A 25,158-nucleotide genomic window follows, 5' to 3' on the forward strand; every position below is an offset into this window, starting at 1 on the left:
TTCAAAATTGAAACTCTATATTTTCTACATTTAAATTAATTTGCGTAGGCTTTTCTCTCAAAATATCATTAATCTGTATTTCAGGGTTTGAAGTAATATCATCTAAGATCTTCAAATAATGTTCACTCATCATTTTAATTGTTTCTCTTTTAAACAGTTGAGTACTAAATTCAAATGTAAATTCTATACCCTGAGCTTGTTCAGAAGCAAACAACGTAATATCAAACATAGAAGTAGTATTTTCAAATGGATACTTTTCCAAAGAAACACCCTCAAAATCAAAATTAGGTTTCTCCATATTTTGAAGTACAAACATTGTATCAAATAAAGGATTTCTTGCTGCTTCACGTTTTACTTTTATATTTTCAACTATTTTTTCGAATGGATAATTCGAATTATCAAAGAACTCCATAACATTTTTCTTTGTGTTTCTCATAAAGTCAAAAAAGCTTTGATTTGTTTGTATGCTAGTTCTTATAGGAATTGTGTCAACAAACATCCCTATAACATTTTCTAAATAATAATGTGGGCGACCATTTATTAACGTGCCAACTACAATATCCTTTTGAAGAGTATATTTATACATTAAAAGATAATAAGCTGATAACAAAACAGTAAATAAAGTTGTTTCGGCTGTTAATGCTAACTTTCTCAACTTACTTTCTAATTCTTTTGAAGAATAGCAAATAAATTTTTCTCCACTATATGTTAGCCTATCAGACCGTGAAAAATCAGTCGGTAAATTTAGAATTGGTATCTCTCCTGAGAAAATTCTTTTATAAAATTCCTCTTGTTTTTGATATTCATGACTATTTACCATATTTTCTTTCCAATTTGTAAAGTCCTTATATTGTCTATTTGGTTTATAAATCTCTTGTCCCGAATATGCTTTTATAAATTCATTTGTAAAAATCGCCATAGAAGTTCCATCTGCAATGATATGATGAATGTCTAGTAATAATAAATATTTATTTTCTTCTATTTCACCAATACCTACTCGAAATAATGGTGGTTCTTGTAAATTAAATGGTCTAATAAAATTCCGAATAGTTGTATTTATATTTTCTTTAATTTTTATTTCTTCAACTTCAAATGGCAGTGAAGCATGGATTTTTTGTACAGGTTGGCCATTAATTAACTGAAATGAAGTTCTTAATGACTCTTGTTTTTCCATTAGATCGAGAAAGGATTGTTTTACTTTTTCTAAATTTAAATTCCCCTCTAGTATAAAAGCTTGTGGCATATTATACGTTGTTGTTCCACTTGTAAATTGTTCCATTATATATATTCTTTTTTGGGCAGATGAAATGGGGTAGTAATCCATTACTTTACTTAACTCAATGTCATTTTTTAATTTAGTAACTTTTTCACTAGCGTCTTTATCTATATGCCTTATTAAATCTTTAAAAATTGGGTATTTTAATAAATCAGTAACTTTCCACTCTAAAGATAAATATCTATTCAATTTATTGATAACTTTTAAAGCTATTATTGAATCGCCACCTAGTTCAAAGAAGTTATCAATTATATGAATAGTCTTTAATCCTAATTCTTCTGCCCATACCTTTGCTACAAGTAATTCATTTTTAGAATAATTTTGTTTATCTTTTCCAACTATTTTTATTTCACTTAATATATCCTCAACACTGTTATTAATTGATATATAACTATCCCATTTCATTGTTAAATTTTCTATTTCTTTTTTTAAATCAGCAGGCACCTTAGAGTCTTTTAGTAAATGAGAAATATTCAAACTAAACTCTTTACTGTCATTTTTTTCTGGGATACTTAACCAGCATGGGTATTTGTCAAATACATATACAGGTAAAATTACTTTTTTCCGCAATTCACCTTTATACAGAAAACCCCAATCAATATCTGCTCCTTCAATGTAGTATTCACATATATTTTGCAATTCATTTCCTTTTACGTAATAAGGATTTTCTATTTGATTTATATATCTTAACGCTTCTTGGCTTGACTTTTTTATGTTTAACTCACTTAAAACTTTTATGTTTTCATCTGTCCTTCTATTTATTAGTGAGTATTCCCCCCAAAAAACCCCTTGTTTTTTTTGATTTTTTAAATTTTCTTCAGTAACTAGCAAATTTAATTTTGTCTTAAGTTCTTCCTCACTTTGGAATATGATAGCAAGACGGTAATTATAATGCCCTCTTCCAGTATTTGCTGTATAACATAAATCTCTAAGGTCATACTGGTTTTCATTTAATAATTTTTGGTATTTTTTTATTAATTCTTTCACTGCTTTTTCACTTTTTGCTGAGATAGTTAATAAATGAAACATGTTATTATATTGATGGTTATTTACAGAATTCTCATTATTCCATTCTGACAAGACAATATGGCAATTAGTTCCACTCATTCCAAATGAACTTACACCACAAACCCTAGCTTTCCCTCCATTTTCCCAAGGTAGTAACAAATCATTCACAAATACAGGAGATGACTCAAATTCTATTTTACGATTAGGACGGTAAAAATGGATTGAAGGTGGCAACTCCTTCATTTTCATGGCCATGACACTCTTTACAACTCCAGCCAATCCAGCCGCTGCCTCTAAATGTCCTAAATTAGACTTTACAGAACCGATTGCACAAAATTGCTTTCGCTCAGTAAACCTTTCAAACGCTTTTTCTAAACCAGCTATTTCAATTGGATCACCTAGAGACGTCCCTGTAGCATGTGCTTCTATATACGTAATATCTTCGGGAGATACTCCAGCATTTTCCCACGCTTGACAAATTACCTTTTCTTGAGCTTCTACATTTGGTGCTGTCAAAGCAATTGAATTTCCATCTTGGTTAATTGCCCCTCCCTTAATAACAGCTTCTATATGATCACCATCTTCTATCGCACAATGTAAAGGCTTTATTAGAATGGCTATAACTCCCTCTCCAGATCCAGTCCCTTCCGCCCCATCGTCAAATGATCTCGTTCTATAATCCGAAGCCTCAATGCCTAACTTTTGTTCTATTTCAAATGGCAATAAATTAATATGCGTAGTACCAACAATGGCTTGTTTACAATCTCCATTTCTAATAGCCTGACATGCTAAATATAATGAGGTAAGTGATGATGAACAAGACGTATCAATTAACATGCTTGGCCCTTTTAAGTCTAAGAGATAAGATATTCTACTTGGAATAATCGATGGTAAATTCCCAATAAATCCTGTCATATATGAATCTGGTTCAATATTTTGAATCATTTCTCTATAGTTTATTCCGCCTAGTTCACTATGCCCTACAAATACTCCTGTCTCTGTGCCATTCAGCCTTTTCCCTCCATAACCAGCATGCTCAATAGCTTGATACGCAACTTGAAGAAATAATCTTTGTTTCGGGTCCATTAAACTTGCTTCTTTAGGTGATAAATTAAAAAATTTGTAATCAAAATTATCTATCCGATCAATATAACCCATTTTTTTGTATCTATATTCATTTGTATTCAATATATTTACATGATGTAAATATTTATCCGCATGTTCTTTTCTCAAATTTGGAATAGAATGAACACAATCTGTACCTAAACGTATATTCTCCCAAAAACTTTCAACATTATCAGCTAATGGAAATATACCCGCCATGCCAATTATCGCAATATCATTATCACTTTTATCTAACTCTTTATTTTTCGAACTATTGTCCATGAGATCTTCAAATTTTATATCCTTAAAATCTAGCATGATTCTCCTCCATCCTTAAAAACTTCATTGAAAATTCAAATTAAAAAGAGTATTTTACTCCAGTTTCTTCATATAATTTTTCAAAACGTTTTTGTTGTTCCTGAAAAGGAACTCTTTTTGTATCAAATACTGTTTTAAGAAGTTTTAATGCATAATGCATTTGTTCTATAGATGGTTTTTTATCATTTAATTCAAGATCCTCTTGAATATTGCGTAATATCCTGATTGAATTAATAACCTCTGACATATATTCAGAAGTATCCATATTATAGTTTTTTGTTGCTACCATCATTCCTAAGCATCTAGTTATCAATGAATATTTAGGTCGTGGAGCAACATTCAATCTGTCAAATAATAGCTTTTTATCCGTCCCTTTATCATAAGAAAAAAATTCCATTTCTTGAACATGTCCTTTAGACAAATTAGTTAATACACCTTTAGGACCCATTTCAATTGCTACCGTTACTCCTTGATTTTTTAGGTATCCTATTGTTTGACTCCATTTAACTGCTTTAGTGATTTGAAGTGTTAGGTTCCTTTTCATTTCTTCTATGCTAACATAGGGCAAAGCTGTAGTATTTGAAATAATTTTCCCTTTAAATGAATGATATTTATTATTATCTAAATGTTTTGTAAAACTTTTGGCTACTGATTCCATTAAACTTGAATGAAAAGGGGCACTAACATTCAATAAGCTTGTACTAACTTTTTTTTGTTTCAAAAAGCTCTCCACTTGATGAATGGCCTGCGTATCACCTGAAATAACTGTTTGAGTCGGGGAATTATAACAAGCAATACTTACTAGATTACCTTGTTCATTTAACTTCTCTAAAACTTCCTTTACAATATTCTTATCAGAGTTATTTATAGCTAACATCATCCCAGTATGCATATCACTGGCCGCTTTCATTAACTGTCCCCTTGTTCTAACTAATTTTAGAGCATCAGAAAATGAAATTGCTTGCATACAAGTTAATGCTGAAAACTCGCCTAAACTATGGCCAGCGACATAATCAGGAAAAACACCAAACTCCTGTAAATATACACGAAACATAGCTACACTTGTTGTTAGAATAGCAGGTTGTGCATTCTCAGTACTTGTTAATACCTTAGAATCTCCTGAAAAACATATTTTCTTCAAATCCATGTGTAAAACGTCTGACGCTTCTTCAAATACCATTTTAGCAAGGGAAAACTCTTCACAAAGAGCTTTCCCCATTCCAACATATTGAGAACCCTGTCCCGGAAATAACATTGCAATCTTTTCCATAAAACCTACCCCTTAATGGAATATTTACTTATTATCATTTCTATTAGCTTGATAAACATATTAGATAGTTCCTGTAATGTGTGCATCGCTATTCTTTCCTTATTAGATTTAATTGTAAAATGAACTATATTATTTAATTCCTTAATTTCTATACTAGTATTAGACAGTGCTAAAGATTCAATTTTCCCCTTCAAGAATGTTTGATTATACATAAGGTAATCAAAATTGTTACTTTCCAAATGTTTATTATTGGTTGTCTTTACGTTTATAATTTGCTTACGCTGCTTATAAATTTCTTTAAACATAGTATTGAAATCATGTAAATTGTTCATATCTAAAGTAATAGTTTTTACATTTTCACTATCCAATAACGTTTGAACTTTCATATTCATCTTATTTGTTATTTTTGTAAACAAATACGTTGAGAAAGCTATTAATAAATCTTCTAACTGTACTTTTTCTTTATGAGCAATGCTTCTAATTTTTTGTGTTAATAATGCTGTAATTTGTCCTTCAGCAATATAAATATTTTGAGCTTTCGATATCTCAATATCATTTTTATCAATAAACTTTGCTAACTTTGATACGGTGTTATGAATAAACATATCTGTTATTTTACATTTCCCAGGATATAATTGTTCTAGCTTCCTATGCATTTGAATTAGATGTATAGATGATCCTCCCAGTTCAAAAAAGCTTTTATTTAAGTTAATATCCTCAACATGTAATACCTCACCGATTAACTGTTTAATTATATTTTCTGTTCGTGTTAACAACTTAGGGGCTTTTTCTTCCAATTTATTTTTTCTTATTTCCAAAGCAAGTAACACCTTACGATCGATCTTTCCATTCGGAGTCAGTGGCAATTGCTCTAATTTTACAAAATATTGCGGAATCATATATTCTGGCAACTTTTGTGCTAGATACTCTCGAATAGTTTCCATGACTTTCTCATCATCTACAACAATATACGCACATAAGAATTTTTTCCCGTCTGAATCTACTTGATCTATTACTACTGCTTGTTGAACATTCTTATGCTCTAATAGTTGATTAGACACTTCACCTAATTCCACTCGGTATCCTCTAATCTTAATTTGTTGATCTTTTCGACCTAAAAATTCAATATATCCTTCTTTTCTTAACACTCCATAGTCCCCTGTTTTATACAAGCGCCCAAATGTAGGATGTTCTATAAATGCATTTTTTGTTTTTATATCATCATTTTTATATCCTTGTGCTAGGCCTATTCCTCCAATATAGAGTTCTCCTTCTACCTCTACTGGACAAACCTGTCCTGCATAATTTAAAACATAAAATTTTTGATTTGCTAATGGCATTCCGTATGGAATGCTCTTCCACTCAGGGTTTATTTCATTAATCGGATAATAAATAGACCATATTGAAGCTTCTGTGGCTCCTCCTAATGAATTAATTTGTGCTTCCCCAAAATATTTCCAAATTTTCTCTGGTAATGTCAACGGAATCCAATCCCCACTTAACAATACAAGACGTAATTCGTTATCTTGATATTCTTTCATAGATTCTATAAATTCAATTGTTAAATCCATAATAGCTGGAACCGAATTCCAAATGGTAATATCATACTTGTCGATTGTTTCTATGACTTCTTGAATATCCCTTTGATCCTTAATCTGAACAATTGAAGCTCCACTACTCAAAGCACCAAAAATGTCATATACGGATAAATCAAAACAAATAGATGAGAGACCAATAAAACGATCATCTTCATTTACTTGGAATTTTTGATTCATATCTAAAATGGTATTAACTGCTGATTCATGAGTAATTATTACCCCTTTAGGCTTCCCTGTGCTTCCAGAAGTGTAAATAATGTAAGCTGTATCATTTGGACTACTTTCATTTTCCACATCTTCTATAGAACAAGAATGTAGACCCTCTTTTGAATACACATCCGGTGTCAATAATAAATCACATTGGCTATTATTTAAGATGTAGTCAATACGTTCTTGTGGATATTCTGGATCTACTGGTACATATGCCGCTCCTGTTTTTAAAATCCCTAAAATATTTACAATCGTATCTGGGCAACGTTGTGCAAGCACCCCAACTAGTGAACCCTTTCCTACTCTTTTTTCTTGTAAATACCTTGCGACTTGATTAGATTTTTCATTTAATTCTTGGTATGTCAAGCTCTCTTCTTCCATGATAACCGCTGTATAATCTGGTGTTTTCTGTGCTTGTCTAGCAAATAAATTGTGTAATGTTGTTTTTTCAGTTTCTTTCTCGGTTTGGTTATACTGCTTAACTATATTTTCATCAATCCTAGGAAGAGTTAATTGAGCTAAATCTTTCGATTCCACTAAATGATGTAACATTTCGATGTATTGAGAAAACATCGATCCAATCACTTGTTCATCAAATAAGTCCTCTACATAATCCCATGTAATCTGTAAATCTCCCTTTATCTCCATAACTTGATAATCCAAATATACTTGAGAAGTTTGACTGACTCCCAATTTAACTTCTCCTAAGTCTGTCCAATCTACCTCTTCTTTTTCTGGAAATAGCATACTAGTAAATACAATTGGCATCACTGCTTTTCCATTTAAGTTATGAAAATTTGAGAATTCCCTTACAAAGTCTATACCATCATACGATTTATGCTCTAAAGCTTCTATTAATACCTCTTGCAACTGTTGTGCACGATTAGCAAAAGAAAGTTCCCCCTGACTAAAATCAACATCTAGCAAGGAAATCATTGTGAAATCACCTATAATTCTATTAACATGTTCATGAAAAGGCTCCCTGTTAAATAATGTTGTATTAATAGCTAATTTAGGCTGATTACTCCATTTTGCAAGTATTTCTGCATAAGACGTACACAATAAAACTGAAGGCGTTATGCTATAACTTTGTGCAATCTTTTTGAGTTTACTCCAAATATTTCGAGATATTTTATATTCCAATCTTTTAAACTTTGGATTTTTTATTAAATTTGGTTCCTGTTTCATTGGTAGTTCCGGTGCAAAAGGAAAACCCTTCAATTTAGACAACCAATAGGCTTTATCCGTACTATATTTTTTTGTATTTTTAAACTTTATATGTTCTGTAATGTAGTCTCTAAACGTAAATTCTAATTTAGGAAGCTTCTTATTTGGATTCAAATACAGTTCTAACAATTCTTTGGAAAAGATATGAATCATACTGGCTCCATCCATTATCAATAAATCAAAGCTAACACAAAGAATATGTAGATTCTCTGCTATTTTTAATGCACGGAATTCAAATAAAGGCCATTGACTACTATCAAAAACATGATGTGACATTTTATTTCGTTCCTTAATAATTTCCTCTTGTCTTGATTTATCGTCAAGATAAGATAAATCAACTACCTTTATGAGATAATCTGGAACAGTTTCTAGTATTTTTTGTTCTCCAGATGGTAAAATTATACCTCTTAACATTGGATGTCGTTGAATCATTTCTTGTAAAGCTTTATTCAACCTTTCTATATTAACTGGTGTCTCTATTTCTACATAACTATGTGTAGACACCCCTCCCATTTCAAACGTATTCTCTCTTCCTAGCCAATAGGCTGTTTGTACTTCTGTTAATGGAAAAGGATTATATAAATTTTCCCAGTCTGCTGTCTTACTATCATGTTCTTCATGTATTATTTCTTCTTGTTTGCAGGATTCAATTTCTTTTGAAAGTTTAAAAATCGTTCTCAATTCAATAAACTTTTTAATTCCCACGTTTATTTTAAATTCTTTATTTATGGAATTCACCACTTGTATCATAGCAATAGAATTACCGCCTAATTTTAGAAAATCACTGTGTATATCAATAGGGGATATACCTAATACACCTTCCCATATACTACCGATTTTTTTCTCTATCTCTGTATTTGGATACTCGATATTTAAACTCTTATCATCTTCTATCAACTTAGGTTCTGGCAACACTTTACGATCGATCTTTCCATTCGGAGTCAGTGGCAATTGCTCTAATTTTACAAAATATTGCGGAATCATATATTCTGGCAACTTTTGTGCTAGATATTCTCGAATAGTTTCCATGACTTTTTCATCATCTACAACAATATACGCACATAGGAATTTTTTCCCGTTTGAATCTACTTGATCTATTACTACTGCTTGTTGAACATTCTTATGCTCTAATAATTGATTAGACACTTCACCTAATTCTACTCGGTATCCTCTAATCTTAATTTGTTGATCTTTTCGACCTAAAAATTCAATATATCCTTCTTTTCTTAACACTCCATAGTCCCCTGTTTTATACAAACGGCCCAATGTAGGATGTTCTATAAATGCATTTTTTGTTTTTGTATCATCATTTTTATATCCTTGTGCTAGGCCTATTCCTCCAATATAGAGTTCTCCTTCGACCTCTACTGGACAAACCTGTCCTGCATAATTTAAAACATAAAATTTTTGATTCGCTAATGGCATTCCGTATGGAATGCTTTTCCACTCAGGGTTTATTTCATTAATTGGATAATAAATAGACCATATTGAAGCTTCAGTGGCCCCTCCTAATGAATTAATTTGCGCTTTTCCAAAATATTTCCGAATTTTCTCTGGTAATGTCAATGGAATCCAATCCCCACTTAACAATACAAGACGTAATTCGTTATCTTGATATTCTTTCATAGATTCTATAAATTCAATTGTTAAATCCATAATAGCCGGAACCGAATTCCAAATGGTAATACCATACTTGTTAATTGTTTCTATGACTTCTTGAATATCCCTTTGATCCTTAATCTGAACAATTGAAGCTCCACTACTCAAAGCACCAAAAATGTCATATACAGATAAATCAAAACAAATAGATGAGAGACCAATAAAACGATCATCTTCATTTACTTGGAATTTTTGATTCATATCTAAAATGGTATTAACTGCTGATTCATGAGTAATTATTACCCCTTTAGGCTTCCCTGTGCTTCCAGAAGTGTAAATAATGTAAGCTATATCATCTGGACTACTTTCATTCTCCACATCTTCTATAGAACAAGAATGTAAACCCTCTTTTGAATACACATCCGGTGTCAATAATAAATCACATTGGCTATTATTTAAGATGTAGTCAATACGTTCTTGTGGATATTCTGGATCTACTGGCACATATGCTGCTCCTGTTTTTAAAATCCCTAAAATATTTACAATCGTATCTGGGCAACGTTGTGCAAGCACCCCAACTAGTGAACCTTTTCCTACTCCTTTTTCTTGTAAATATCTTGCGACTTGATTAGATTTTTCATGTAATTCTTCATATGTCAAGCTCTCTTCTTCCATAATAACCGCTGTATAATCTGGTGTTTTCTGTGCTTGTCTAACAAATAAATTGTGTAATGTTGTTTTTTCAGTTTCTTTCTCGGTTTGGTTATACTGCTTAACTATATTTTCATCAACCTTAGGAAGATTTAATTGAATTAAATCTTTCGATTCCACTAAATGATGTAACATATCGATGTATTGAGAAAACATCGATCCAATAACCTGTTCATCAAATAAGTCCTCTACATAATCCCATGTAATCTGTAAATCTCCCTTTATCTCCATAACTTGATAATCCAAATATACTTGAGAAGTTTGAAAAGAGCTTATTTTTACCTCTCCAAAATTTTCCCAACTAAATTTATTATTTTCTGTTAACATACTAGTAAATACAATTGGCATAGCCACTTCTGTACCTAATTCATGCAATTTGCTATATTCCCTAATAAATTCCACACCATCATAGTTTTTATGATCTAACGCTTGAATTAAAGATCTTTGAATACGTTGAGCACTTTCACTAAATGCTTCTTCCCCTTGCAATTCAATATCCATTAATAATAGCGAAGTAAAGTCCCCCACAACATGTTCTATCATTGGATGGACTGGAAGACGATTAAATACTGTTAAATTCAATGCAAATCTCTCCACATTACTCCAGATACTTAATACTTTTGCATACGTTGTACACAATAATACTGACGGAGTAATGTTCATGGATTTCGCAATGTTCTTTAAGGAGTCCCATTCCTTTTTATTCAAATTAAATTGTAATCTATTAAAACGTGGCTTTGTTAACAATTTTGGATTTTGTAACAAAGGTAACGATGGAGCTGGTGGGAAATCCTTTAATTTTTGTAACCAATATTCCCTATCATCCATATATTCATCTGTATTCTTTTGTTTTTGATAACTTAACATATAATCTCTAAAAGAAATCTCTACTTGTGGCAATTGTATATTAGGGTTTTTATAAAATTCCATTATTTCAGATCCTACAATTTGCATACTGATACCATCTGCTATTATTGCGTCAAAACTAATACAAAGTATATGTCTATTATCTGATATTTTGAATGCCTTATATTCAAATAGAGGCCATGTGTCCGACTTGAAAATAAAATGGGACATTCGTTCCCGTTCTTCTTTAATTATCAGTTCTTGTTCTACTGCATCTAGATGTTGGATGTTTTCTATTTCGATTTTGTATTTAGGAACATCTATAAGTATTTGTTGTTCTCCAGTAGGCAAAATGATTGCTCTTAACATCGGATGGCGTTCAATTACTTTTTGCAAACTATCATTAAACTTTGTTATATCTAAAGTTGTTTCTATCTCATAGTAACCATGGGTAGAAACGCCGCCTAACTCAAATTGATCATCTCTTCCTAAAAGATATGCTGATTGTACAGCAGTTAGCGGAAAGGGTTTATGTAAATTTAAAGGGTCTGGATAGGCAGATATTAATTCATTATTATTCTTTTTCTCTTGAATTGATTCAGCTAATCTAGAAATTGTTCTATTTTCAAACAAAGTACTTACTGTAGTACCTAAGGAGTACTCATTCTCTAGACAGTTTACAATTTGAATAGCTTTTAAAGAGTTTCCACCGAGCATAAAGAAATCTTCTTCAATACCTATCTTTTCAAAGCCCAAAACTTTTCCCCATATTTCCGCTATTATTCTTTCTTTATCATCTCTTGGTTCTATATACTCTTTTTGTACAACTAAGGCAGGATTAGGTAGTGCCTTCTTATCCAATTTCCCATTAATAGTTAGTGGCATTTGATCTAATTGTATTACCGCCTTAGGTACCATATAACTTGGTAAATTTCTTGATATAAAACCTTGCAACTGTTCAATTGAAATTTTTTCTTTGCCTTGAATATATGCACAAAGATAACTTGAACCATCCTTATTTCCCCATTTGAGTACAACTACATCTGTTACATCTCCAAATTTTAAATATTGTTTCTCTATTTCCTCCAGCTCTAAGCGATACCCATTAATTTTCACTTGAGAATCGTTTCGACCAATATATTCTATTTCACCATTTGGAAGCCATCTAGCTAAATCTCCTGTTTTGTACATCCGTTCTTCTAAAACAAAAGGATTTGAAATGAACTTTTCATTTGTCATTTCAGAAAGATTTATATACCCTTTAGCTAAACATTCCCCAGAAATATATAATTCTCCAATTTCTCCTACTGGTTGTACATTTTTCTCTTTATTTAATATGTAACATTTATAATGTGGAAGCGGTTTTCCTATAGTTACGTGTGTTTCATTAGTAAGTTCTTTAATTGTGGACCAGATTGTTGTTTCAGTAGGACCGTATAAATTAAAAATTCTTGAATCTGTTATAGTTTTAACCTCATTTAATAATTTTGAAGAAAATACTTCTCCTCCTACAAGAAGAATAGAAACCCTTTTTAGACACTTAGAATATTCCTCATTATCAAGTAATAATCTTAATCTAGAAGGTGTCATCTGTAAGATATCTATCTTGTGATTGAAGATTAATTCTTTTATAGCTAAAGGATTGCTACATTGTTTTTCCTTTGCTATAACAACTCTGATTCCATTTACTAGAGCAAATATTGTTTCGACAAAAAATATATCAAAAGAAATACTTGTTAACGCTAAAATTGACATATTCTCTCTCAATGGTATATTCCTAGCCATCCCATCAATGAAGTTACATACTGCTTTATGTTCGACGCTTACTCCTTTAGGTTTTCCAGTTGAACCTGATGTGTAAATAATGTAAGCTGGCCCTTGTCCTAGATCCTCTGCATGTCTATTTTTAAAGTTTGTAGATTCAGAACCTAATTTTTCTCGATCTAAAACAATGGTATTTGTACTAAGCTTTATACCTTTTAGTGCAAATTTACTAGTAATTACAAAAGACGCATCACTATCTTCTAACATATAGTTTATTCTGTTAACCGGATTTATTAAATCAATTGGCAAATACGTGGATCCTAATTTTAAAACTGCTAAAATTGTGGCTACTAGATCTAACGATCGCTCTAACATGATTCCTACAACCATATCCTTTTTCAAACCTTGCTTCTGTAAGTAATTTGCTAACTGATTTACTTTATCATTCAATTCTTGATATGTGAGCTGTTCACCATTAAACTGGATAGCAACCATATCACGATAAATTTTAACGTTATTTTCAAAAAGTTCAGATATATTATTTTCTAATACCTGATACTGCATGTTTTTACTATTAAAACCTTCAACAATTTCTTGCTTCTCTTTAGTAGATACTAATTCGATATTAGAACATTTACAATTCATATTATTTAAAACTTGTTCTAATATATTTTGATAAAATTCCAACATTCTGCAAATTGTTCTTTTATTATATGACATTTTATTATAAAATAATTCAACCCAAAAACTATCCTTGTCTTTTATACAAATAAAGTTTAATGTACTCGGCTGATTAGAAAGATACTCACCCACATAAGATATAGAATGTATTGTTTCAAAAAGTAAATTAACATTAAACTTTTCATTAGAATCTAATGACTTGCTAATATCTCCCAAAGGATAGTATTGCTTATTATATACATCCAATGTAGTATTCTTCACATTTAAAAGTAAATCTTTAAACTTAAGATTTTGGTCTACAATATTGTAAAGCGGCAATAGTTTATTTATTTTTTGTGAATTTTCATCAACACTTTGATACATAGGTGTTCCTATTGTAATTTTTCTTTGCCCACTTATTTTATACATTAAAACTTTTAATACAGTTTGCATAAATACATATATTGATAAGTTTTGACTTTGGCACATCTCAAAAAGCAGGTTAGCTACATTGCTTTTAATATGAATTTTTTCAATACCTAAATCTAATTTTTCCGAATGATTGTCAGCTGGAATTTTACATTGTTGTATTTCATTTAACGTAGTAACCCAATACTCTTCAACTTCTTTTAATTCGTCTATATCTATATTTTTGTTTACAGTTTCAAGGCTCATGTTTACATTCTCCTATTTCCTAAATTCTATTGCTCTAATTTTAATCCACCTTCAATAACATGTAGTAACACTTGATTCCCTTGTAACTTAAAATATTTTTTAACCTTATCAAAGTGTAAATCTCCTATTGAACATAAACCTATACCTTGATGCTCAGCCACAGATGTTAGTGTTGCCGTAATAATTCCTGCTTCAATTAAAGCATATGAATAAGCATTCCCACCGTACTTTGCCATAGAAGATTCAGAATTATATATCATGAAAATAGAAAATGCTGAAGACTCAAATATATTTTTATTATTATAGAAATGTACATCTTTAGTAATTAAAGCCATATCATCAACAAGATATATACTATGGCTGACAGGATGGTAATAATACAACCCTCTTCTAACCCCATCAATTCTATTTTTCTTAATATAGATAAATATATCAATTGGGTATAATCCTCCCGCACTACCATATGCATACTTAACTTCTTTTTTGTTTTTAATTTGCTGAAGAACTCCGAATAAGTTTGAAAAAACATCTTGAGATATCTTGGTAGTCTCGTCAAAAACGCGCTGTGATCTCCTTTCAAACATGGATAGAACTGTGTCATTTGGCTTAAGTAGTTCTATTTTCGTTTTTTTACAACCTTTAAACATACGATTTAACTGTCCGTTTGTATAAACATCCAGTTTTTCTTTATCAAACATAAGATTCTCATCGTATTTTTGAAATAATTTAGTCTGAGATTCAAACAAATCTTTTGGATTTAAAATAGATTTAATTAAAACTTTTTTTTCAATTAAAAACATAATCAATTCTTGTATTTCTTTTTCATCTATATTAGAAAATCTATCAATTAGTTCGTTGATTTCAATTCCATTCTGAGTACAAAAATAAAATTCAGGAAAAACCTCAACTGCAACTGTAGGTGCATTATATTCATTTATGATAATACGATTTCCACTCTTTTCCCAATGCATTATAGGAGACCAAAAATAAATATTTTTTTCTTGCATATTAATTCTCCTTTTATTAAAAATTAAAATCTGCCACGATATGTTTTTTTGATTTATTAAAGTTCTCTACTATTCTCATTCTCTCTAATCTAGTTAAAAGTTCAATTTCTTCAAGCTTTAACTTCGGATTCTCTATAATTTGTTCTATAATATTAACTAATCTTCCTAGCATAAGTTTTACTGTTTCTTTTTTATACAAATCCGTACTATATTCCATAGTAAGCCTGTATTCTTTTCTTTTTTCATTAATTATTAGATTTAAATCAAACATAGAAATATTTTTGTTTATATCATATAAATTACAACTAACATCTAGGTTATCCATCAATTCATTTTCTAGAGTTAAATAATTTATCATCACATCAAACAGAGGCATTCTTGATGGATCTCTATTTATATCGAGCTGTTCTACTAACTTCTCAAATGGATAATCTGAATTCCCATACATTTTTATATTTTTTTCTTTAACTTCATTTAAAAACTCATCAAATTGCTTATTTCCATTAGGATAATTCCTTAATGGAAGACTATTTACAAACATTCCTACTACTGAAAATAAATCTGGTTGTTTCCTACCATCTACGGGCACACCAATAACAATATCTTTTTGATGTGAGTATTTCGATAGTAATACATTATACGCTGCAAGAAAAAACATAAATGGTGTTACTTGTTGTGCTCTTGAAAACATTCTTATCTGATTTGTCATCTCCTCAGTAAGAAATAAATCAACTTTTTCACCTGTTATTTTTTTTACAGGACTCCGATTAAAATCAGTAGGTAAATTCAATTTGGGAACCGAATTTAAAAACTCTTCTTTCCAAAAATTTAATTGTGAATGTGTTTTCTTTTTCTCTTCAGGTGAGTTTCTCCATTCTAAATAATCATAGTATTGCAGAATATCTTGCTTTAATTTATTTCCTTTATATAGCTGTATTCCTTCTGTAATTAGATTTTTTATTGCTGTTCCGTCAGCAATCATATGATGAATATCAAAAAGTATTAAATACTTTTTGGTATTAATTTTAATCAATTTTATACGCATTAATGGCGCACATTTTAAATCGAACTCTTGAACAAAGTCCGCGATTAAATTATCTACTTCAGTCTCTTTGATTTCACAATATTCTACATCTAAATCTAACTTGTCATTAATTATTTGAAACAGATTTTGATTTTCCCATAAAAATGATGTTCTTAATGAAACATGTCTTGCTATTAATTTTTCGCACACTTGTTGAAACTTATCATAATTTATCTTTCCTTCTATAAAGATTCCATGCGGTAAATTATATAAAAGTTTGTTGTCATACAACTGACTATGCATATAAATCTGTTTTTGAGCAAATGAAGCTTCATATTTTTTTGCTCCCTTGTTAACTGTTATTCCCTTTTGAGAAATCACATCACCCATACTTAACTTTATTACCTTCGACATCCCAATAATTGTAGGAGCCTCAAATAGTTTGTTTATAGGGATATATAGATTAAATGATTCTTCTATCATACTATTTAATAAATTGGCCTTTAAAGAATCTCCACCTATTTCAAAAAAATTATCTGTAGGTCTTAAAATAGTTTTATCGAAAACCTTTTCCCACAATGATTGCATTTTTCTTTCAACATAATCAATAGACTCAACTTGTATATTATCTATCAATTCCAACCCATTTTGCTCTTTTTTAATTTCTTCCAATAATAAAGTGTACATCCCTTCACGATAACATTGTGCCAAAAAGAGTCTTCTTACTTTCCCACTAGTCGTCTTAGGTATTTTTTTTATGGGAATAATATTTTTTACAGGTATCGCAAACATTTCTTGTATAATTTGTTTTGCTTGGTGAAGTAATGGAATAAAACTTCTTATCTTTCCTTTATACAAAATAAATAGAATTAATTCATCTGTATGTTTTTGTTCATTAAACACTCCACAAGCTACAACTTTTCCTAATTCCATAGAAGGTAGTGATTCAATCATTCTTTCAATATCATGTGGATATATGTTCTGTCCATTTATAATTATTATTTCCTTAGCTCTACCAGTAATGACGATTTCACCATTCATCATAAAACCCAAATCCCCTGTTTTTAACCAACCATCACTAGTTATTGTTTCATTTGTTGCTTCTATATTGTTATAATATCCCTGCGTTACATTATCCCCTCTAATTTGAATATTACCAATATACATATCTTCCATAACATTATTTTTATTATCACAAATTCTAACCTGACAAGAATCTACAGGAAATCCTACTGCAACAAATGGAGCTGCATCTTCACTTTCACTACCCACTTCTTTTACTTTTTTACCAAAATTTAAATTTTGACGTTGTAAATAGATTGGATTGATTTCTTTATCTATTGTTGGGCCCGAAATACCGACAGTAGCTTCCGCCATTCCATATACTGGATACATAGATGTGGTTTTTAAATCATATGGTGTCATACGTTTCAAAAATTCATTAACTGTATTAATAGCAATAGGCTCAGCGCCATTTAAAATTAATCGTATACATGAAAGATCCCAATTCTCTGCATATTTTTCTTTAAAATATTTTAAGAAATAATGATACCCAAAGTTTGGTGAGCTTAATATTGTAGTTCTATATTCATTTGCCTTCTTTAACCATAAAATCGGGTTGCGAATAAACAGCCATGGATTCATATTCACTTGGTTAATCCCCTTAAATATAGGCATAAGATGGCAACAAATTAATCCCATATCATGGGTCAAAGGCATCCAACTTAACATTGAATCCAATTCACCAACTTCTATTCTTTTAACAATATCTCTAATGTTTGTAAGTAAGTTATGGTGAGTAAGAATAACTCCTTTAGGCGCCCCTGTAGAACCCGAAGAAAACTGTATAAAAGCAATATCTTGTTGCTTAGAAGAATAAATTACCCCCTCCTTCACTACATTTATTAATTCTTCTATAAAGATAACCCTTTCACCAATCATTTTTTCTTTATTTTTTATATCGGAATTTCGTAAAAATAAACTTAACTTTTGGTGTGTGTTTTTATCAGTTACAATATAAGGATTCGAAAGGTTCCCCCATACATTTACTACTTTCATTTTATGCAAATCATTGTTCCCTACGGTAATAGGTACAGGAATCATCCCTCCTAAAATACATGCCCAAAACAAGTACATAAATTGTTCATTATCATCTATTTGAAAAATCACTTCATCCTGGGGCTTTAAACCTTTTTTTTGTAAATTATATAAAACGCCTTTTGACTTTTTGTATAAATTTTCAAACGATATAAATTTTTCTGTATTACTATTCATTATTATGGTAATACCTTTATTCTTAATCTCTCTCTTAGATTCTAGCATCTCTATTAATGTTTTCATTCGATTACCCCTAGATTATTTTTAATTGATGATAATTTTTTTCATCAATTAATGTGTTATTTATAATTTTGGTAATGTCCCCAACATGCTTATTTATAAAAAAGTGGTCATCATTAAACAAATGAAAAGAACATTGTTCAGTAGAAAATTCTCTCCATTCCTCTAATTCTTTAATATCAATTAACTGGTCTTGAATACCATTAAGAATAGTCATAGGAACTCTGACTTTTTCATTTCCATATATAAATCTATGTTCATAATTTTCAACAATTTTAAAATCTGATTTCAAAATCGGCATAAAAATCTCCATTAATTCTTCGCAAGCCAACACTTCTTTAGGTGTTCCTCCCAAAAGAAGAACCTCATTTTTAAATTCCTCATCGGGTAATTTGTGCATAGAAGTTATAGATTTTTTATTAGGTGAATTTCTTCCTGAACAAAAGAGATGTACAGGAAGATTATTATCTTTCTGCTGTATAACTCTTGTTAACTCATATGTAATTAAACTTCCCATACTATGCCCAAATAAGGCATATGGTTTTTCTAGTAGCTGATTTCTAATTTTCATATATACATCATCAATTAACTCTTCAAATTCTTCATATAACGGTTCAGTGATTCTATTTCCTCTACCAGATAACTCTATTATTTTCAAATCAATCCCAGGGTGCAAATACTTCTGCCATCGCATATAATAGGTTGATGATCCTCCCGCAAATGGGAAACAAAATAAATTTATTCCTCCCATCTCACCCCTCCTTTACACTTTACTTTGACTCTTTAAGATAGTTATTGTACATCGATGCGCAGGTAGCAACAAAATGCTCACTTGTAACATTGTTCATCTCATCATTTCCAATTGCCACCATATTGATTAAGTAGGTAAATAATTGACCATAAAACATAGCAGAAATCAATTTAAAATCCTTCAATGGGATTTCACCTTTACCATGTAATTTATTTAAATAGGTAACTAAGTGATCTATCAAGCGCATATTAATTTCATTAAATAACCCTTTCATTTCTTCATTTTGTCTAGCTTCAATAAGAACAGCCCAAATTTGACTAACCTTCGGTATATTAATTTCCATATAAATATTCCCTAATAAATTTAGGTCATGTTCTACATCTCCAGTTAGTTTGGTTGTTAAATCAGCTAGTATTGCAACAGGTGTAGTTTTCAAAATAATACCCTCTTTAAATAACTTCTCCTTGTTACCAAAATGTCTAAAAATAGTTACTTCACTTACTTTTGCTTTTTCTGCAATTTCACGGGTTGTCGTCGAACTATACCCTTTCTCACCAAACAAGGAAATTGCTGCTTCTAATATTCTTTCTTTTGCTGATATTTTTGTCATTTTAGTTTTTTATCCCTCCTTATTAGTATTGTAAAACAATTATGTTAGTTAGTGTTTACTTACTTTCATTTTAGCACATTTTTTTCCAAAAACAAGATAAAATTGTAAAATAACTTTAGGTCAATTTAATAATTACAAAAGTATAAATTTCATTTTTTACATAATTCTTTTTAAAAAGGATCCCCAACAAAATCAAACGTCTCTTTGCCTACATCTATGAAATTGTGCAGATAATATGCAGATATAAATTATCATAAGTACACATATGATGAAATGAACGATAGGACAAGGAGGTATCATAATGTTTGCTTATACGTTAACTACCTTAACACTTTGCTGTACCTCAATTCTTATTACATCCAATATTTCTAAACGTAAGGGTACCCTAATGGAGTATATGGTATTTATTATGTCTTTTAGTATGAGTATCGGTTTAAGTATTGGTTTTTATTTAGGCATTCTCTTTAAGGGGGAATTACTATATTCTACTTTACTTGCTATTTTAATTAGTGGTTTTATCGGTTTTTTAGTGGGTCTACGTTTTCACCTATATACTGCTTTAGAAGGAATGTTTTCTGGATTAATGGCAAGTATGATGGGAGCAATGATTACAGAAATGTTAAATGCTCAACAAGCTCATAGTATATTGTTCATTAGCCTTTTACTTACTATAACAATAACTATGTCATGTATGATTCAGTTTTTATCAGAAAGTTTTTCTGCTGTTATTCAGCGACGTTTTCCATTATTACTGTCAATTGGTGTAGTAATTATCCTGACTATATTTGTAACGTTCCCAGAGCATATCCCGCCCACCTCTTCCACAGAAGAACAACATAAACATTAACAACTATAATCGATCCCCTCTACTATTTCATCATAGTAGAGGGGATCGATTTCATTATTTTTATTTCTTAACAGACAAAGATAAAAACACTTTGAATTGTTAGTTCAAAACTTCTAAATCTATGAAATTCTCTTTGCTTGAGAAAATATACTATTCCAGGTTGAAATAATAAAGCGAAACTTTAATCAGTAGGGGTTTTGTTCATCCCCACTGATTATCAGCCCTCACCAATCGGGCTTTTACGGGCAGTTGATCCCCAACCTAACTTCTTCGCTTTCGCTGAATTTTGAGACGTGGGGCTTACTGCCCGTTAGTGCGGGATAAATTTTCAATTAACCAATATATATTTTTGGATCCATAGCATTGCTCTTCTTTGCATTCCATTCACCTTTATGGATTTCAAAATGTAAGTGCTGTCCTTCAGATTGTCCTGTATTCCCCATTATGCCAATTTGTTGTCCTTGCTTCACTTTTTGACCAGCAGAAACAGGACGACTCTTTAAATGAGCATATACAGTCGTATATGTTTGTCCGTTAATATTGTGAGAAATAAACACAACATTACCATAGCTTGTAGAATAATAAGAGCGAGTGATTACCCCCTCTGCGGCAGCAACAACCGGCACTGTTCCTGAAGCAGCAATATCTAATCCATGATGCATTTTCCCACCACGTTTCTCAAATCTAGAAGTATATCTTCCTGCAGCTGGTTGAATAAAGTCATTTGTTTTATTTACCTCTTGGGATTGCCGCCACTTCTCTGCATCAGTCTCACTTGTTTTTGATAAAAATTCACTTGATACATAACCGTTTTTACCGTTGTAATTAATTTTCAACCAGCCATTTTGTTCAAATAGAACCTGTACTTTTATTCCTTTTGATAATGCACCAATTACACCATGATTTGTACCAGCGCCGTTTCTTACATTTAACACGTTTACGTTAACATAGTAGTCACCAACTGTTGCCCCAGTAGATAGATTACTAGTTTCAGGTTTTGATGGTGTACCTCCTTTAACGAATTTTACATATTCACTACTTACATAACCAGTTCTTCCATTATGATTAATTTTCAACCAGCCATTTTCAACGCCAGTTACTTGCAATATTCGTCCGTTTAATACACCACCAATTACACTATGGTAAGTAGCAGGGCCCGTGCGAACACGTAAAGAAGTAGCGTTTACAATGTATGTGCCGTCAGTTTGAACCGTAACATTCTTTTGTTGTTCATTTGTTTGGTCTACATTTGCATTAGAACCACTCTTTGAAATATAATCTTTACTAATATAAGCAGTTTGTCCACTATAGTTAATTTTGATCCAATCTTGAATTTCACCAGTTACTTGAACAACTTGTCCTTTATGTATAGAGCCTAAAATTGCATGGGAAGTACTTGGACCTGTACGTACGCGGAGAGAAGATACGTTAACTTTGTAATTGCCACTCGCTACTTGAACTTTTCCATTGTTATTGTCGCTTCCATTTGAACTACCGTCTATTACAAATTGACTGCTTACATAACCTACTTCTCCATTATGATTAATTTTTAACCAACCGTTTTCTTCTCCAATAACTTGTAAAGCTTTCCCTTCATATACGCGCCCCATTATTGCACTAGACGTATTTGGCTGTGTGCGAACACGTAATACATTAGCAGTTACAGTTTTACTACGACTCATGCTTACATTTGTCTTCGCTGATACATTATTTCCCGAAACAAATTCACTACTTACATAGCCAGTTTTTCCTTTATGATTAATTTTCAGCCAACTGTTTTCTTCTCCAATAACTTGTAAAACTTCTCCTTCATACACGCGTCCCATTATTGCACTAGACATATTTGGTTGTGTGCGGACACGTAGAGCATTTGTATTTACTGTTACTTGATTTTCATATTTTACTACATCAGTCGTTTGCTCATGCTTCGTGTCTTTTGGTATAACAGTATTTTTCGCTTGAGCAGTACTAATAAATACACTTCCTGTAACAGAAGCTACTGCTACACTAGCTAAAATCTTTTTCATAAGTACAAAACACCTTCCTATAAACACATTCAAGTATCATTATATTTTTCCCACTTAAACCATTCAGCAAAATTATTCTTTTACTTCCCATATTAAATTTCTAATCATTCACAATAATCTATATCTAGTAATAAAAGAAATTTAAATTCATAACACTCTGAAAATCCTCTCATTCTTTCAATCGAACACTACACAATGTAGTTTTAATTACCAAAAAAATACCGAAAAAATAATCACCTATAATTAATACTACAAAAATAAAAAAATCATAATTGAATCCTTCTTCATTTAACTCATAATTTTGCTTGAATATCTGACTTCTCCTTTCACACTACGAATTGTAGTATAAAATAAAAGAAAGGTCAAATATAAGTATTCAATCTTGTGGAACTACAATATAATACAATAAATTTATCCACTTCTAATCAAAAACCACCATGTTTTTTAATTCTTAAATAACAAAAAACATTCTCACCTTGTAAACTCTTTCTACAGGATAACCTTCTCGTATTATCTAAACTTTTATAAAAATAATATTCCCAATTCACAACATGACATATAAAAGCAGCAACCTATTAAGATAACTGCTTTTATCATTAATAAACTACATGATTTTCACATTATTCTGGTTTATTAGGAATATTAGGGTTTGGAACATAACCAGATTCATAATCTGTATAGTTCACTTCCGTTACCATCCCTGCTGAAGCATGATGTAGGTCGTGACAGTGGAACATCCACTCACCAGGATTGTCTGCTACAAAGGCTACTTCATATTCTTCTCCTGGCCTCAAATTCAATGTGTCTTTAACAATCGGAGAACCTTCTATCGGTTTTCCATCTTTACTCAACACCTGGAAGAAATGACCATGTAAATGCATTGGGTGATCATCCATTTTAGAACGATTTACCAACTTCACTTTTACTAAATCACCCTTTTTTACTTGAATTGGGTCAATATCCGGAAATACCTTTCCGTTAATTGTATATACCATTTCATTTCCATTCATTTGCGTATTTAAGTCCATATTATATGTGGCAGTATACTCTTGATTTAACGGGAAACTTCCTAATTTTTTAGTACCATATTTCATGATATCTACTTTCGGTAATTTTTCTTTTTCGTCTGCTTTATCTTTCATCTCTTTGCTGCCATCATATTCAATAACAGCTTTCATTCCTTTTGCACCTTTATTTTTCGAATGGTCTTCAACATACCATTTCCCAGTTTTATTAGCAGTAAATTCAATATCATAACGTTCACCCGGTGCGATTGAAATTACTTTATCCTTTATAACTTTTGGATCATTTATTGGTTGACCATCTGTCGCAATTACTTTTATATCATGACCGTGAACATGTATATCATGTGATAGATAACCAGCATTAACGAGTCGAAGACGAACTTTATCTCCCTTATTCACTTTCAATGGCACTACTAAATCACCGCTTTTTCCATTGATTGTGAATAAATCATACATACTCATATCATGACCTTCCATCTTCATATTTCCATGGTCCATTCCCGCCATATTGCCAGAGTCTTTTTGATCACTGCCCATGTCCATACCAGAATGAGCCATGCCGTTCTTATCATCATTCTTTTCCTCATTTTCATTACCTTTAGATTTATTACCTATTTGCCCTTTTGTCATTTCTTTTAACTGCTTATTCATTTCTTCTTTATCTGTAACCCATTCATCCAACATTAATGTGTAATCTTTATCATATTTTTCCTTTGTATCTTCTACAATGAGCGCTCCATACAAACCTCTATCTAATTGATTTACAGAATCTTGATGCGAGTGATACCAGTACGTTCCTGGTACGTTCGCTTCAAATTCGTAAGTGAAACTTTTTCCTGGTTCAACTGCATCTTGTGTCACGCCTGGAATTCCATCCATGTTATTTGGGACAGGATATCCATGCCAATGAATAGATACTGGTGCAGATAATTCATTTTTTAATGTCACTTTCACCTTTTCACCTTTTTTCACCCGAATTTCTGGACCAGGTGATGAGCCATTAAATGTCCAGACTGGAACAATAACACCGTTACCTAACTTTTGCTTTTCTTCTTTCGCTACTAAAGTAACTTCTGGTCCTTTTTCAACCTTCAATGGTTTTGTAGCTGTTTCAGCCTGTATTGTTTTTTTATCTTTCATATTTTTATGATCATTTGTTGTATTTGTGGCCAAAGAACATGCAGCAATTAAAAATATTACAGAGACCGTAACAGCTGTTAATACAAATCGCTTCATGGAAAATCCCTCCTTTTTCTTTTTCAAA

10 protein-coding genes are annotated in these 25,158 nt (G+C 31.2%); 1 reads left to right on the forward strand and 9 read right to left on the reverse strand.

From position 1 onward, the window contains the following. Position 1: 1 nt before the first annotated feature. From HMAS_RS14910 to HMAS_RS14940, 7 genes are read right to left on the reverse strand one after another with little or no spacing between them, the layout of a single operon-like run. Positions 2–3,706 (reverse strand): condensation domain-containing protein, encoded by a 3,705-nt coding sequence (locus tag HMAS_RS14910; RefSeq protein ID WP_025710402.1) that lies wholly within the window; start codon positions 3,704–3,706, stop codon positions 2–4. 40 nt (positions 3,707–3,746) lie between these two features. After that, positions 3,747–4,976, reverse strand: a complete 1,230-nt coding sequence (fabD, locus tag HMAS_RS14915; RefSeq protein WP_016122313.1) for an ACP S-malonyltransferase — start codon at positions 4,974–4,976, stop codon at positions 3,747–3,749. Between the two features lie 5 nt (positions 4,977–4,981). Beyond that, positions 4,982–14,266 (reverse strand): amino acid adenylation domain-containing protein, encoded by a 9,285-nt coding sequence (locus tag HMAS_RS14920; protein ID WP_116344901.1) that lies wholly within the window; start codon positions 14,264–14,266, stop codon positions 4,982–4,984. Between the two features lie 26 nt (positions 14,267–14,292). Then, on the reverse strand, positions 14,293–15,273 hold the full coding sequence (locus tag HMAS_RS14925) for a SagB/ThcOx family dehydrogenase (RefSeq protein ID WP_016122311.1): 981 nt from the start codon (positions 15,271–15,273) through the stop codon (positions 14,293–14,295). 16 nt (positions 15,274–15,289) lie between these two features. Then, positions 15,290–18,637 (reverse strand): condensation domain-containing protein, encoded by a 3,348-nt coding sequence (locus HMAS_RS14930; protein ID WP_025710120.1) that lies wholly within the window; start codon positions 18,635–18,637, stop codon positions 15,290–15,292. 10 nt (positions 18,638–18,647) lie between these two features. Next, positions 18,648–19,385 (reverse strand): thioesterase II family protein, encoded by a 738-nt coding sequence (locus HMAS_RS14935; protein ID WP_016122309.1) that lies wholly within the window; start codon positions 19,383–19,385, stop codon positions 18,648–18,650. A 19-nt stretch (positions 19,386–19,404) separates the two neighbouring features. Further along, entirely contained in the window at positions 19,405–19,995 is a 591-nt protein-coding gene (locus tag HMAS_RS14940; RefSeq protein ID WP_016122308.1) for a TetR/AcrR family transcriptional regulator, read from the reverse strand. 301 nt (positions 19,996–20,296) lie between these two features. On the opposite strand from HMAS_RS14940, the gene HMAS_RS14945 reads away from it, so the two are divergent. After that, on the forward strand, positions 20,297–20,842 hold the full coding sequence (locus tag HMAS_RS14945; protein ID WP_025710121.1) for a hypothetical protein: 546 nt from the start codon (positions 20,297–20,299) through the stop codon (positions 20,840–20,842). A gap of 332 nt (positions 20,843–21,174) precedes the next feature. Here HMAS_RS14945 and HMAS_RS14955 read toward each other — a convergent pair whose 3' ends face one another. Both HMAS_RS14955 and HMAS_RS14960 read right to left on the reverse strand, forming a co-directional pair. After that, the gene (locus HMAS_RS14955) at positions 21,175–22,869 is read right to left on the reverse strand and encodes an SH3 domain-containing protein (RefSeq protein ID WP_061113241.1); all 1,695 of its coding nucleotides are present in this window, start codon (positions 22,867–22,869) and stop codon (positions 21,175–21,177) included. A 620-nt stretch (positions 22,870–23,489) separates the two neighbouring features. Beyond that, a complete protein-coding gene (locus tag HMAS_RS14960) occupies positions 23,490–25,130 on the reverse strand; it encodes a multicopper oxidase family protein (protein WP_016122305.1) in 1,641 nt (546 codons plus the stop codon). Between the last annotated feature and the right edge of the window lie 28 nt (positions 25,131–25,158).

Source organism: Bacillus sp. HMA207 (assembly GCF_003402455.1).
Lineage (GTDB): Bacteria > Bacillota > Bacilli > Bacillales > Bacillaceae_G > Bacillus_A > Bacillus_A cereus.